Origin of the sequence: Pandoraea horticolens (genome assembly GCF_902459555.1) — a bacterium.
In the GTDB taxonomy this organism is placed as follows: domain Bacteria; phylum Pseudomonadota; class Gammaproteobacteria; order Burkholderiales; family Burkholderiaceae; genus Pandoraea; species Pandoraea horticolens.
In genome coordinates this window covers 60,592-73,763 of record NZ_CABPSM010000006.1, presented here as the reverse complement: position 1 = coordinate 73,763, position 13,172 = coordinate 60,592, and the positions used below count along the sequence as shown (strand labels likewise).

The window sequence follows — 13,172 nt, the reverse complement described above, 5'->3', positions numbered from 1 at the left end:
CTTCGCATACTGTGCTGAATGGACGTCCTGACTATGAGTACGGCGTGAAGCGTGCGTTGACGTACCGGCAATGCAGCAATGGGGGCTGTGGTCTGATTTTCGTCAAACCGCTTCCCACGCTGGCGGAGGTCTCGACGTTTTATCAGAAGTATTCGACTCACACCACGAACGATTCGGTGCCGAGGATTCCCCTGCTGTCTTCGGCCGGAGAGTCAAGCGGGCGTCGCGCGTTGGCGGCATTGTTTGGCGGCGCGCGTCTGGGAACACTCAGCGTGCTCGACTACGGTTGCGGCGGCGGAGCGTTCATGTCGAAACTGACGTCGTTGGGCGTGGGACAGGTGACGGGTTACGATTTCGATCCCGAGGCATGTCAGAATGCCCGTACCCGCGGATTGAACGTCCTCTCCAGCGAGGACGAGGTAAGCCGCAGCGGCCCCTACGATTTCATTTTTCTGAATCACGTCATCGAGCACCTGATCGATCCCATCGGCGACATTCAGCGAATCTCGGCGTACCTGAAGGTCGGCGGTAAGCTGGTACTGCGAACCCCGAATACTCAGTCAACGCTGTGTCGTCTGTTCGGTGCAAACTGGCGTGGCTGGGAAACACCGCGACATCTGCATCTTTTTTCCATGAAGTCTCTGATCGGCCTGGTCGAGGCGGCCGATACCGCCGGACTGCGTGCGGCTTATGTGTCGACATCGAACGCGATGTTCCTCGGCATGTACCACGAGTCGTTCCATACGCGTTGCTGGCGCGCCGGGCGACTTGGGAAGCTGGTGAGGCATGCACTGTCGTACCCCGTATTTCTGCTGTCGACGGTGAACAAGTGGTTCACACGGTACAGCGGGGAAGAACTGTGCCTGGTAGTCGAGAAAGTCGCCACGAAATAGGTGATATTGAGCGGCGCGTCGTTTTGGGCCGTTGGACGACGTCGCAAAGCGCAAGTGTTGAATGTAGGCTCTCCCGAGGATAGAAGATGATCACGTCACTTGGTGGTGGATCTGCGTTGGCGACGTTGCGAGGCGGACGATGGTTCTTCCCGTTCGTGCTATTGGCTACGCTGTTGCAGAACTACCATGACCTCGCCGCCCTGATGACGCAGGGCAGTATCGCGCTTTACACCTATACCGGGCCGATCGTGTACAAGATCGGCAAGGACATCATCTATATGATGTTGCTGGCGTCGATCGCGTGGACGGCCTGGAGCTTCGGCCGGACGCCTTTGATGGACTATGCGCTCGGTTTCATCATCCTGGTATTCGCGCAATGGGCGATTTCGGTGCTTGTGAATGGTCCGTTGATTGCGACCATCGGACTTCGATGGATTACGCCGTTCCTTTTGTTCCTGTTGATGCGGGACTGGGTCAACGCACTGGACAAGGAGGTCGCCGAGAAATGGCTCCTGCGAGGCCTGTACGTGTGTCTGGCCGTGCAGGTGGTGCAACTCTTCACCATGCCGGCAGTCTTCGGAGAGATTCTGCCGGGCGTGCCCGCGCGAACCCCCGGCATTTTCATCGTACCGAATTCGGCATCGTTCTTCGGGTGCGCGAGCGCTGCGCTCCTGACGATCTTCAACAGCAATTCGCGTGCGAAGTGCTGCTATTTTGTCATCCTCGGCGGATTGATCAGCCTGTTGGCGCAGTCGGGAACCGGTATTGTGACTGCGGCATTGATGGCGCTGTATGTCTTTTGCGGGCGTCGCATCAAGCTCTTCGGTCTGGTGATGGTGGTGGGTGTTCTGCTCATGATGCCGAGCCTGAATGTCCTGACACAGCGTGCCGACTTCGTGGCAATCTCAGGCGGCAGCCGCCTGAAAACGCTTTGGGACACGATTTCCGGGGCGGCTTTCGGAATTTCGAATTTCGGCGTTTATACCAACGCGGCGAATCTGGTGAGCGCGAACCCTGCAGAGCAGGTGGCGCCCGACTCGCTCGTGACATCATGGATAGGCAACCTCGGTGCTTTCTGGACGTTCGGCGCATTATTGATCGCCCTGTTTGTCCGATTCCGAATGACGCAAGTGGATTGGATTCGCGCCACACCCGCACTGATCGTGTTCGCGTGCTTTTCCATGACCACGATCGTCTTTGAGGCTTTCCCGATGAATCTGTATCTGGCCATCGGTTTGTGGTCAGCGCTGAAGGTCGCGCGCACCGCTGCGAAGCCTCAACAACTTGCTGGAACCTGAGTCATGCAACCGCTGCTTTCTGTTGTTATCCCGACGCATAATCGAGCGCAATACGCGATACATGCGATTCGTTCATTGCTAGCCATCGACGATTCCAGATTGGAAGTCGTGGTGACGGATACCAGCACCGACGCTCGCCTTGCCGCTGAGCTAGAGGCCAATCCGTCGTTGGCAAATTCACCGCGTCTGCGCTACATCCGTCCGACGGAACGCCTGGATATGACGGGCAACCACAACGCGGCCGTTGGCGCGGCGACGGGGCAGTACATCTGTCTTATCGGCGACGACGACACGATTGCTGCCGAAGCGCTCGACGCCGCGCAGTGGGCGCTCGGCAACGATATCGACGTCATCGCACCGGATGTGGTGGCAAACTACGCGTGGCCGGATTTTCGGTCGCGGCACTTCGGTATGGGCCACGCCTCGCGCCTGTACATCGCCCGGAAATTCGGAAGCGTCACTTGCCTCGATTCGTCCGATGCCCTGCGCAATGCCCTGCGCGGCGCGGCACAGGGGACGGATGGTTTGCCGAAAATATATCACGGCATTGTCGCCAAGCGTGTGCTCGACTCGATCAAGGCCGTTTCCGGTAACTATTTCCACGGCTCCAGCCCGGACGTATCGGGAGCGATCGGTCTCGCGCTGAGTACGAAGCGATTCGTCAAGCTGGCGTATCCGTTGACGATTCCCGGCGCGTCCGGCGGCAGCAACACCGGGCGCAGCGCTGTCAATCAGCACAAGGGCAAGCTCTCGGACGAGGCGCAAACGAAGGGGTTCGAGGCCAAGGGCTGGAGTGCTGGCGTACCGAAGTTCTTTTCGGTGGAAACCGTGTGGGCGCACGCCTCGCTCGAGACCATCGCGAAGATCGATGCGAGCCGCGTGCGTGACTTCAACTTCGCGCATCTCATCGCCATTTGCAAGGTACTTCACGGCGAGTATGCGACAGAGATCGAACAAGCCCTCACGGAGGCGGCGTCGATTCTTGGCGTGACGAAGGCGTCGCTGCAAAGCGAGATCGATGCCGATATCGGACGTATCAAGCGCAAGCGCGTGCTGCACGTCGCCCAACGGTTGTTGCGGCCGACGGCGGCGGGTGGCCGGTTCTATGTGGGCAACCTGGCGACCATCGAAGACACGCCGCCGGTGCTGGCCGATCAGATGCGCCGTCGAGGTGAGAACTGGTCGAAAATGGCCGCCGCCGCGCAGGTAGTCATTCGTACGAGCGCGGCGTCAGCCCACTGAGACGTCAGCGGGGCGATGCCGCCGCGCGCTGTGCACCGGCATCGCCAGAAACAGCAGCATGAACGGCAGAATGGCCCACACCGGGTATTGGTAACGGAACGCCGGGTAGGGAATCAGCACGAACATGACCGCCGAGTGGATCGCAAAGGGCAGATAGATGTAGGCCGCGCGTCGATCACCATGCCGGCGCCACCGCCATAACACGACAAGCACTGCCAGCCACATGGGAGCGGCGGTGTTCCACCAGAGCCACTGCGCGCCCGACGCCTGCTTCGGGATCGTTGTCAGGTACGTCAGCGTCTCCAGCGTCTTGCTCAGGCCGGGCAGTATCGGCGAGAGTCGCAACTGACTCGCATACGGCTCGACGATGATGGCGTCCAGTCCCACCATGCCCGCGGGCGCCGTCGTATCCCAGAGATTCTGCGCGGGTGTCGGTCCCATGTGCCATATCGGACGCGAGATGCACAACTGACGTTCAAGTGCGGCCTTCGGATTGCGCAAGATCAGGGTGAGCGCCAGGGACTCCAGGGCCCGCGTTTGCGTCCCGAGCATGGCTTTCAATGCCTCCGGACGCCCTTGGTAGGCCGCGAAGATGGCCCCGCGGTTCTTGTCCATCATCCGGCAGTCGTAGCTGTCGCGCCAATCCGCGATCGGCATCACGCGCTCTGCCAACTGGCGCTCTTCAGGGGTCAAAGGCGTGCCGTCATGGATCGCCGCGGCAATGAGGTGGTTGGAAAAAACCAGGACCACGCTGCCGCCGGCACCATCGTCAATCTGCGGCACGCGTGACACCCCCCAGACCACTGATCCGATCAACAGCACCGTCGCCACAACGAGGCCGGCGGCGCGACGCCATCCCCTCGCCATGGCAAGCCATACGGCGGTCACGATTACCACCGCGAACGACGAGGCGAGGCCGTTGGTTCTGATGATGGCGGGCAGCGTCGCTGCGACGACAAAGCATACGGCCGTGCGTATGTCGTAGAGATCTGCCACGCCGCGCCGGACAAGACGCAACTGCACGGCGCACAGCATCAGGCAGGCCAGGGCGTAGAGGCTGTCCTTGCCGAGCGTGGTCAGCATCAGCGGATTCTGAGGCAGGATTGCAATGAGAACGGCACACGCGATGACCCACAAGCGCTTCACGCCCAAGGCCTGTATCTCGGCGAGCACATAACCCACAGTGACCCACATGGCAGCTGTCTGCAAAAGAATCAGCGTGGCGGGCGACGGCCAGATCATGCTCGTCAGGCGCATGAGCAGCGTGACGGGAATGACCAGACCCGGTGTGTAGACCGTGCCGCGCACCGCTTCCATCCATTGGTATGCAGCATCGAAGTTGACTTGGGCGGGCCAGAATGCCAACAGCGCGATGAGGGTGGAGACGCTCAGCGGAAGACCGAACAGCAGAATGTCGCGAAGACGGATCGGCGTTGCGGGAGCATCGAATCGGTGAGGTTGTCCCGCACGGGGTGACTGCCACAGATTTGCCGATACGCTCATTTCGGATCGACTTCGCTCGGTGTTGGAGTTCTGGCGTCGTTGATGGCGAGCTCGCGGCACAGTGCTGTCAGATCGTCCTGAAGGCCGATGATCTTTCGATACATCGCGACGATCAGGAACAGCAGCAACAGGCAGAAGAACGGGATGACGAGATCCAGGCCACGTCCGATGCCGATCATGTGCGCAATGGTCGTCGTGGCGGTTGCATCCCAGATCAGGAAGATGGCGATGGCAGCCGCTATCAACGCAAGGATGCGGTGGCGCTGAGCGCCACGCAATGCCACGTAGTGCAGGCTGATGACGGCCACCATGGCGGTCAGAAGGTATTGGGCGATCATCGCGAGATCCTTCCGAGAAAGAGGTCGATGAGAATGCGCACGGAGTTCGAGAGTTTCTGACCTTTGCGTAACGAATAATCGGTGTAGGTGATCGTGACCGGCACTTCCGTGACGCGCAGTTTGTGCTTCGCGATGTACGACACGATTTCCGAGGCGTGCGCCATGCGGTTCTGGTAGATCTTCAGATGGGTTGCCGCGTCGCGGGTCATGGCCCGGAAACCGTTGTGCGCGTCCGTCAGCCGCACACCGGTGGTGATCCAAGTGAACATGGCCGCCGCCTTGAGCGTGAGCACGCGCAACTTCGGAATCCCGACCGCTTGTCCGATGAAGCGACTGCCTAGCGCGATATCCACGTTATGCTTGAGCAGCGCGTCGGCCATATGCTCGATTTCGTCGGCGGCATGCTGCCCGTCGGCATCGAACGTGACGACGATCTGTGCGCCTTGTCGCACCGCGTACTTGATACCGGTCTGCAGCGCGGCGCCCTGGCCGAGATTGATCGGATGGCTGACGACGTGGGCGCCGGCGGAGAGGGCGACATCGCCAGTGTTATCGCGCGAGCCGTCATTGACCACCACCACGGGGTACCCGCGTTGCTTCACGGACTGTACGACGCTAGCGATCATCGTGCCTTCGTTGAAGGCAGCGATCACGATCCAGATGTCTGCCCGGTCGGGCACAGGGGCGGCCGCCGAGAGGGTCATTCCCATGATAGTACGAGCAGTCCGGCGGCGATGAAGCCAATGGCTATGAAAAAGCGTGGCGACAAGGGTTCGTCGAAGAGTGCGTGGCTGCCGATGCCGGCAACCGCGAGGCTCATGACAGTAAACGGGTATCCCTTGGAGAGAGGAATGAATCCGAGGATCCAGATCCAGGCCAGCGTGAGGGTTCCGTAAAACACGACGGAAAACACGAACGTGGGGTTGGCGGCCAGTCCGATCCAGCGCTGTGCCGCCGGCAACGCCGGGTCCACGCCATGAAGTGCGACGTACTTGAACAACAGTTGTCCGACGCCCATCGCGCAGGCATACGTCAACAGAATGATGATGTGAGAAAGTCTCATTTGGCCTTGCGTTGATGATCCTTGTCCGCCTGTGGCGGGTCGCGGTCGATCGTCACCCCGGCGCTCGTCCGGGCGAAGCTTGCTACGCCGCAGCGGCAGTTTTGCGAAAGACCACCCGCAGCCCGTCGAAGCTATTGAGCGGAATGCCGATCGAGCTCAGGAATTTCACCGGCTTCGTGGGCAGGCGAAAGAGCCGACACAACTGGAACAGAATCAACGACAGTGGAATTCGCCGGGCTGGGTGCTCGATGGTAACGATCTCGAGGCCGTAGCGTGCACCCAGTGCGGCGAGCGACTTGGGTGTAAAGAACCACAAATGCTGCGGCGGCGTCATCAAGCGCCAGTTTTTGCCGAACAGGCGCGCCGGCCAGGAAGCGAAATCACCGGTCGTCAACAGCACAGTGCCCCCCGGTTTCAATTGTCGTGCGACTGTCTCGATTACCGTTTGCGGCGTTTCGAGGTGTTCGATCACATCGAGCAGGACCGCGGTATCCGGGCGCGGCATGGCTTGCAGTTCCTGCGGTTGTGCGCTGCCGTGCTTGACGTTGGCGAGTCCGCGCGCGTTGCAGGCGTGGACGGCGTCTTCGCAGATTTCAATGCCGTAAACATCGAAATGTTCACGCGCAACGTTTAAGAAGAAACCGTAGGCGCAACCCAATTCGAGCAATGTGCCGCCATGCGGGTTATAGCCTTTCAATACCGAAACGATCTTGCTGAAATCGTGGCGCAATACCGACTCGGACGCCTGATAATCGGCGTAGCCGTCATGCAGATTTCCGTTAAAATAGTTCTCGTCGTAATACGCTTTTGGATCGAAATTCGAAACGTCGGTGGAGCCTAGGCCACAGATGCCGCAACGATAGATGGGCAGCCCTTCTTTTTCGTACAGGTGTTGTTTCGGGGCCGTGCTTCCGCAAGCGATGCAAGCGCGCATCTCGATCGTATCGGGCGTCGAGGTTTTTGACATGAGTTTAGTGTCTTACCGCTTCGGCGAGTATGGCGTCCCGATGCGCGAGTGTAGATGGCTGCCGAACGTAAGTCTCCGGCGAAAGCTCTTGAACCGAGATGATACCATCTCAGCTTGCCCATCGGGCGCGCCCGGCCGTATGCCCGGGCGTCTCGTCCGGCGGTGCGCATTCCCATCGACCTTGACCTTACCTGCCTGCCACGATTTTCTGTGCAGTGCAGAAGTCATCAGGATTGGCAGCAAAACGGGTGCTGATGCAATGGTAAACATGATGAATGACGCAGCCCGGGATCCTCTCGCAGCGTGTCGGGAAACGAACATGGAAGGGACCTGCACCTTGCCCACCCAGCGGCACACGCCGGCGTTTGCCGGATCGCTGCGCAAACCGCCATGGAAGTCGTGATCGTGCGCCTACCGCTGGGTTCCACGCTAAAGCTCGTGTCGTCGACCGCCTGCGCGCTCGGGCGCCGCCTCAATCTGCGGCCCGTGCCGGTGAGCTGCCTGTGCGTACTCGGCACGCTGACCGGCAACAGGACGGATTCGAGGGCGGGCAAATGAATGCAGCAGGCTTGTTTGTCTTCGCCTTGCTGGTTTCATGGTGCAGCACCGCCGTCATACGCTGCCATGCCGCTAGGCTGGGGCTGATTCAGATCCCGAATCACCGGTCGTCGCATGTCCAGCCGACACCTCAGGGCGGCGGCATTGGCATGGTCGTTGCGGGCACCGCCATCGGTCTCTACCTCGGTGCCGGACAAGGTATTTTCTGGTGGAGTCTCATCAACCTCTCGGTGCTGATAGCGCTTGTCGGACTGCTTGATGACATCTGGCAGTTCTCGTCTCGCCTCCGGTTTTCGATTCAGGTCCCGGTGTTTATCGCGCTGGTCGCCGCCTGCGCACCGCTAAGGCCGTTGCCGCTGGGAGGCGATATCACTATCGAGGGCTATGTGCTTTACGCCTTGACGGTGCTTGCAGGTGTCTGGTGGCTTAATCTCTTCAACTTCATGGATGGCCTCGACGGCTACGCCGGAGTGCAAGCGTTGTTCATGCTGATGGCGGCCGTGGTGCTTAGCGCAGTGCATTCGCCGTCATCCGTCGACGTACCGATATGGCTCCTGGCCTTGGCCCTGGCGTCCGCCACCCTCGGCTTCCTCTTCGTGAATTGGCCGCCCGCGCGCATCTTCATGGGCGATGTGGGGAGCACCTACCTGGCGTTCGTGATCTTCGGCGTCGCACTCGATACGATCATGCAAGGGTGGATGACCTATGCCTCGTGGCTGGTGCTCTCATCTGTCTTCGTGGTCGACGCGACGCTCACATTGTTGCGGCGCATGAAGCGCGGCGAACGTTGGTTGCAAGCTCATCGCAGTCACGCCTATCAACGGCTCTCGCGCCGATTCGGCAAACACTCGGTCGTGACGAAAGGGCTGGTGGCGCTGAATCTGCTCTGGATCGGGCCGTTGGCCTACGGATGCCAAAGACTGTCGCATGTCGCATGGATCTTCATCCTGATGGCGTACGGCCCTCTGATCTATGCCGCGATTCGTATCGGGGCCGGACGGAGCGACGCGTCGTAGCCGAAACGCATGAATTGCCACGAACGGCGCCGCAGCGACGTGCTGGCTTGACTTGGCGCGCCTAGCGTCTAGTCTGAAGAGGATAGTCGGCGGCCATCGCCAGATGCGACGGCATCCGTATGGGACGACCCGGATCACGACGTACGATTGACGGTGCGGGACGGAACCCTTTGAGGGAGGCATCGTGCAAAACGATTCGTACGGCAAGTGCCGGGCGGGCGTGCACTTTGGAATTCGCGCGCCATGGCGATCGCATACCTCCTGATCGTCATCGTCGCCGCCGCGCTCGCCTTTCACTTCTGGAGCCCGTGGTGGCTGACCCCGCTGGCGTCGAACTGGCGCCAGATGGACGACACCCTCACCATTACGCTGGTCATCACCGGCGTAGCCTTCGTTGTCGTCAATCTTTTCGTCGCCTGGGCGATCTTCCGCTATCGGCATCGCGACGGCCATCGGGCCGCTTATGAGCCCCATAACCGCCGTCTCGAAGGCTGGCTGATCGGTATCACCACCGTTGGCATTGCCGCGATGCTCGCGCCGGGGCTGTTCGTCTATGCCAAGCTCATCGATCCGCCTGCCAACGCCCGTGTCGTCGAGGTCGTCGGGCAGCAGTGGCAATGGCGTTTCCGCCTGCCCGGCCCAGACGGCCGTCTCGGTAGTTCCGATCCCCGCTATGTCACTGCCGACAACCCGCTGGGTCTCAACCCCAAAGACCCCGCGAATCAGGACAACCGAATCGTCGACGCTCCCGAACTGCATCTGCTCGTCGGCGAGCCGGTGAAATTGCTGCTGCGCGCCAAAGACGTACTCCACGATTTCTACGTCCCGCCGTTTCGCACCCGCATGAACATGGTGCCGGGCATGGTCACGCAAATGTGGCTCACCCCCACGCGCACCGGACGCTTCGACATCCTTTGCGCCCAGCTCTGCGGCGTCGGTCATGCGAACATGCGCGGCGTGGTCGTCGTCGACGATAAGCCTGCCTACGACGCCTGGGTGGCCAAGCTGCCCACATTTGCTGTACTGCAAGCACAGCATGCCGGGGCAGTGACGTCGGACCCGCTCGCCGCCAAGGGGAAGTTGCTCGCGCAAGCCAAGGGATGCGTCAGTTGCCATACTGTCGACGGCTCGCCCGGTGTCGGGCCCACATGGCATGGGCTGTTCGGCAAGACGGAAACCTTCCAGGACGGGAGTTCGGCGCACGTCGACGACGCTTACCTTGCCGCTTTCATCCGCAATCCGACCGCGCGCGTGCCCAAAGGCTTCGCACCGATCATGCCGAAGCTCGATCTGACCGACGACGAGCTAAAGGCGCTCATCGCTTACATCAAAACACTGAGTGCAACGGCGTCGACCTCCGCGCAGCCCGCACCACCGACCCCTGCGCCCGTCATGCAACTGGCGCAGAACTCGTTGCAGACTCCGCGTCCGCCGGCACAGTTCGCGCCGCTTACCCCTTCCGCATCGCCGAATCCCGCCACGCAGCCGCCGTCGCAACCCGCACGTCGGCAAGGGGGAGGGGGCACGGCCGGCCTGCCGCTGCTGAACGACCCGGGCACCACCGCACCGCCGCTGGCCATCCCGCCCCGGCAGTCCGGCAGTCCGGCAGCCCGGCGCCCGGCCAGGCACCGCCGAGTGTGCCGATGATTCGGCCGGCCCCGTAGTCGACAAGACGTAAGACGCATCCCGAGACAAACTCACGAGACAGCATTCAGAGACGACACGCGCAGAACGAGAGAAGCCACCGCACCCACAACAACACAGGGAGACATCTCATGACCGGAGATCCCGACAGTTCCGACAGCGCCGCCCATGCCGGTGCGCACCCCGGCGGTTCCTACGATTTCTGGACGAAGTATGTCTGGAGTCAGGACCACAAGGTGATCGCGGTGCAATACGCGTGCACGGCCATCGCGGTCGGCCTCGTGGGCCTCGTGCTCTCGAACCTCATGCGCATGCAACTGGGCTTCCCCGGCAAGTTCTCCTTCATCGACGCCAATCACTACTATCAGTACGTCACCATGCACGGCATGATCATGGTGATCTATCTGCTCACGGCACTGTTCCTCGGCGGCTTCGGCAATTACCTGATCCCGCTGATGGTCGGGGCGCGCGACATGGTTTTCCCGTTCCTGAACATGCTCAGTTACTGGGTCTACCTGCTGGCGGTCATCGTGCTCATGGTGAGCTTCTTCGTGCCGGGCGGCCCGACAGGCGCGGGCTGGACGCTCTATCCCCCGCAAGCGATCCTGCCGGGCACGCCGGGGACCGAATGGGGCATCGTGCTGATGCTTGTCTCGCTGGCGATCTTCATCGTGGCAGCGACGATGGGGGGCCTGAATTACGTTACGACGGTGCTGCAAGCACGCACGGAGGGCATGACGTTGCTGCGCATGCCGCTCACGGTCTGGGGCATCGTGATGGCGACGGTGCTGGCACTTCTGGCGTTCCCCGCGCTGTTTGTTTCCGCCGTGATGATGCTGCTCGACAAGACCCTGCATACGAGCTTCTTCATGCCCGCACTCGTGTCGATGGGACAGCCGCTCGATTATCGCGGCGGCAGTCCGCTGCTGTTCCAGCATCTGTTCTGGTTCTTCGGCCACCCGGAGGTGTACATCGTCGCGCTACCCGCGTTCGGTATCGTCTCGGATCTCATCAGTGTGCACGCGCGCAAGAACATCTTCGGCTACCGGATGATGGTCTGGGCGATTCTCGCCATCGGCGTGCTCTCGGTCGTCGTCTGGGCGCACCACATGTTCATCAGCGGCATGAATCCCTATTTCGGGTTCTTCTTCGCCACGACCACGCTCATCATCGCGATCCCGACGGCCATCAAGGTCTACAACTGGGTGCTCACGCTGTGGCGCGGCGACATTCATCTCACGGTGCCGATGCTGTTCGCCATCGGCTTCATCAGCACCTTCGTGATCGGCGGACTCACCGGACTCTTCCTCGGCAACGTCAGCGTGGACATGCCGCTGTCGAATACCTACTTCGTTGTCGCGCACTTTCACATGGTGATGGGCGTCTCGCCGCTGCTGGTGATCTTCGGCGGCATCTATCATTGGTATCCGCTCGTCACCGGCAAACGACTGAACGATCGTCTCGGCCAATGGCATTTCTGGATCACGTTTCTCGGCACCTACGCGATCTTCTTTCCGATGCACTACCTTGGCGTGCTCGGCATGCCGCGCCGCTACTACGAGTTTCAAAACTACAGCTTCATTCCCGAGTCGGCGCACGTGATGAACGCCTACATTTCCGTGGCGGCATTCATCGTTGCCACCGGTCAGTTCCTGTTCCTGTTCAATCTGGCCTGGAGTCTGCGGCACGGCAAACCGGCGGGGGCGAATCCGTGGCGCGCTGCTTCGCTCGAATGGCAGACACCCGACGTGCCTCCAGTCCACGGCAACTGGGGGCCGGTGCTGCCGGTGGCCTATCGCTGGCCCTACGAATACAGCGTGCCGGGCGACATCGACGACTTCGTGCCGCAGAACCTTGCGCCTGACTCTCGCCGGCCGGCCACGCTCGTGCACGGCGATTCGGCGGCGCTGCATCGCCGCAACATCCCCTCGCCGTCGCCACCGGATTCGCCCGGTTCGCCCGGTTCGCCCGGTTCACCCGAATCGCCCAAGGGAGCCACATCATGAGACCCGCGCCGTCCTGGCCGCCGATGCCATCGGGAGGTGTGCCCGTCGCACCGCCGCGACGCCGCGCCGCGTCGCAGGTCGCGCTCTGGTGGCTCATGGGCGTGATCGGCATGCTGTTCGCGTTGATGCTCGTTGCTTACGTGATGCGCATGAGTCTCGGGGACTGGCGTGCGCTGCCACCCGTCAATGCGTTGTGGGTCACCACGGGCTTGCTGGCTGCCGCGTGCATCGTGATGCAGTCGTCGGCCTCGCAGGCCCGGCACGGCGAATGGCGGCGCTCACGGCGCGACTGGGGCCTCGCTGGCGCGCTGGCGCTCGCGTTCGTTGCGGGCCAACTGTGGGTCTGGCGCGATCTGGTGGCGCACCGCTACGGGGTGTCCGGCAATCCTGCGAACAGCTTCTTTTTCCTGCTGACGGGGCTGCACGCATTGCACCTGATCGGCGGGCTGGTGGCGTGGGCATGTCTGATACCGCGCCGCCTCACGTCAGCCACGCCCGCTACGCGCGCCCGCCGCCTGTCGCTGACGGCGCAGTATTGGCATTTCTTGTTCGTACTATGGGTCGTGCTGTTCGCCGCGATCGTCAACCTCACACCGGAGATCGCGCAGCGCTTGTGCGGCACCGGCGGGTTGAGTCCGTGATGT

Annotated in this window: 12 protein-coding genes and 1 pseudogene; 8 read left to right on the top strand and 5 right to left on the bottom strand. The window is 61.4% G+C overall.

The features are described 5' to 3' along the window. Positions 1-44: 44 nt before the first annotated feature. The 3 genes from PHO31112_RS11900 (at position 45) to PHO31112_RS11890 (ending at position 3,433) form a co-directional block, all read left to right on the top strand. Positions 45-893 (top strand): class I SAM-dependent methyltransferase, encoded by an 849-nt coding sequence (locus PHO31112_RS11900; protein WP_174995688.1) that lies wholly within the window; start codon positions 45-47, stop codon positions 891-893. 86 nt (positions 894-979) lie between these two features. Next, entirely contained in the window at positions 980-2,191 is a 1,212-nt protein-coding gene (locus tag PHO31112_RS11895; RefSeq protein WP_150620709.1) for a hypothetical protein, read from the top strand. 3 nt (positions 2,192-2,194) lie between these two features. Next, positions 2,195-3,433 (top strand): glycosyltransferase family 2 protein, encoded by a 1,239-nt coding sequence (locus PHO31112_RS11890; RefSeq protein WP_150620708.1) that lies wholly within the window; start codon positions 2,195-2,197, stop codon positions 3,431-3,433. Here PHO31112_RS11890 and PHO31112_RS11885 read toward each other — a convergent pair. The 5 genes from PHO31112_RS11885 to PHO31112_RS11865 all read right to left on the bottom strand — a co-directional run bounded on the left by PHO31112_RS11885 (position 3,422) and on the right by PHO31112_RS11865 (position 7,304). Continuing rightward, complete coding sequence (locus PHO31112_RS11885; RefSeq protein WP_150620707.1) at positions 3,422-4,936, bottom strand: hypothetical protein; 1,515 nt, start codon at positions 4,934-4,936, stop codon at positions 3,422-3,424. The genes PHO31112_RS11890 and PHO31112_RS11885 overlap by 12 nt on opposite strands. Next, positions 4,933-5,274: a DUF2304 domain-containing protein gene (locus tag PHO31112_RS11880; protein WP_150620706.1), complete on the bottom strand. Its 342-nt coding sequence runs from the start codon at positions 5,272-5,274 to the stop codon at positions 4,933-4,935. The genes PHO31112_RS11885 and PHO31112_RS11880 overlap by 4 nt, the downstream gene beginning before the upstream one ends. Further along, a complete protein-coding gene (locus PHO31112_RS11875) occupies positions 5,271-5,984 on the bottom strand; it encodes a glycosyltransferase family 2 protein (RefSeq protein WP_217427025.1) in 714 nt (237 codons plus the stop codon). Before PHO31112_RS11875 ends, PHO31112_RS11880 begins: the two co-directional genes overlap by 4 nt. Beyond that, positions 5,975-6,337: a hypothetical protein gene (locus PHO31112_RS11870; protein WP_150620705.1), complete on the bottom strand. Its 363-nt coding sequence runs from the start codon at positions 6,335-6,337 to the stop codon at positions 5,975-5,977. The genes PHO31112_RS11875 and PHO31112_RS11870 overlap by 10 nt, the downstream gene beginning before the upstream one ends. Before the next feature lie 82 nt (positions 6,338-6,419). Then, positions 6,420-7,304 carry a class I SAM-dependent methyltransferase gene (locus PHO31112_RS11865; RefSeq protein ID WP_150620704.1) on the bottom strand — a complete coding sequence of 295 codons (885 nt, stop codon included), beginning with the start codon at positions 7,302-7,304 and terminating at the stop codon, positions 6,420-6,422. Positions 7,305-7,694: 390 nt separating this feature from the next. Between PHO31112_RS11865 and PHO31112_RS27125 the strand changes: the two genes are divergently transcribed. The 5 genes and pseudogenes from PHO31112_RS27125 (at position 7,695) to PHO31112_RS11845 (ending at position 13,169) form a co-directional block, all read left to right on the top strand. Then, positions 7,695-7,862 carry a hypothetical protein gene (locus PHO31112_RS27125; RefSeq protein WP_174995687.1) on the top strand — a complete coding sequence of 56 codons (168 nt, stop codon included), beginning with the start codon at positions 7,695-7,697 and terminating at the stop codon, positions 7,860-7,862. Continuing rightward, positions 7,859-8,878: an MraY family glycosyltransferase gene (locus PHO31112_RS11860; RefSeq protein ID WP_150620703.1), complete on the top strand. Its 1,020-nt coding sequence runs from the start codon at positions 7,859-7,861 to the stop codon at positions 8,876-8,878. The genes PHO31112_RS27125 and PHO31112_RS11860 overlap by 4 nt, the downstream gene beginning before the upstream one ends. Positions 8,879-9,121: 243 nt before the next feature. Continuing rightward, positions 9,122-10,246: pseudogene (locus PHO31112_RS11855) on the top strand (cytochrome c oxidase subunit II); the annotation flags it as partial. A gap of 407 nt (positions 10,247-10,653) precedes the next feature. After that, positions 10,654-12,528 carry a cytochrome c oxidase subunit I gene (ctaD, locus tag PHO31112_RS11850; RefSeq protein ID WP_246178081.1) on the top strand — a complete coding sequence of 625 codons (1,875 nt, stop codon included), beginning with the start codon at positions 10,654-10,656 and terminating at the stop codon, positions 12,526-12,528. Then, on the top strand, positions 12,525-13,169 hold the full coding sequence (locus PHO31112_RS11845) for a cytochrome c oxidase subunit 3 (protein WP_150620701.1): 645 nt from the start codon (positions 12,525-12,527) through the stop codon (positions 13,167-13,169). The genes ctaD and PHO31112_RS11845 overlap by 4 nt, the downstream gene beginning before the upstream one ends. Positions 13,170-13,172 lie beyond the last annotated feature (3 nt).

Bases quoted from the DNA above. Each gene is read 5' to 3' on its own strand.
- PHO31112_RS11875 (WP_217427025.1), bottom strand. From the start codon at position 5,984: ATGGGAATGACCCTCTCGGCGGCCGCCCCTGTGCCCGACCGGGCAGAC.
- PHO31112_RS11860 (WP_150620703.1), top strand. From the start codon at position 7,859: ATGAATGCAGCAGGCTTGTTTGTCTTCGCCTTGCTGGTTTCATGGTGC.
- PHO31112_RS11870 (WP_150620705.1), bottom strand. From the start codon at position 6,337: ATGAGACTTTCTCACATCATCATTCTGTTGACGTATGCCTGCGCGATG.
- ctaD (WP_246178081.1), top strand. From the start codon at position 10,654: ATGACCGGAGATCCCGACAGTTCCGACAGCGCCGCCCATGCCGGTGCG.
- PHO31112_RS11865 (WP_150620704.1), bottom strand. From the start codon at position 7,304: ATGTCAAAAACCTCGACGCCCGATACGATCGAGATGCGCGCTTGCATC.
- PHO31112_RS11885 (WP_150620707.1), bottom strand. From the start codon at position 4,936: ATGAGCGTATCGGCAAATCTGTGGCAGTCACCCCGTGCGGGACAACCT.
- PHO31112_RS11880 (WP_150620706.1), bottom strand. From the start codon at position 5,274: ATGATCGCCCAATACCTTCTGACCGCCATGGTGGCCGTCATCAGCCTG.
- PHO31112_RS11845 (WP_150620701.1), top strand. From the start codon at position 12,525: ATGAGACCCGCGCCGTCCTGGCCGCCGATGCCATCGGGAGGTGTGCCC.
- PHO31112_RS27125 (WP_174995687.1), top strand. From the start codon at position 7,695: ATGGAAGTCGTGATCGTGCGCCTACCGCTGGGTTCCACGCTAAAGCTC.
- PHO31112_RS11890 (WP_150620708.1), top strand. From the start codon at position 2,195: ATGCAACCGCTGCTTTCTGTTGTTATCCCGACGCATAATCGAGCGCAA.
- PHO31112_RS11895 (WP_150620709.1), top strand. From the start codon at position 980: ATGATCACGTCACTTGGTGGTGGATCTGCGTTGGCGACGTTGCGAGGC.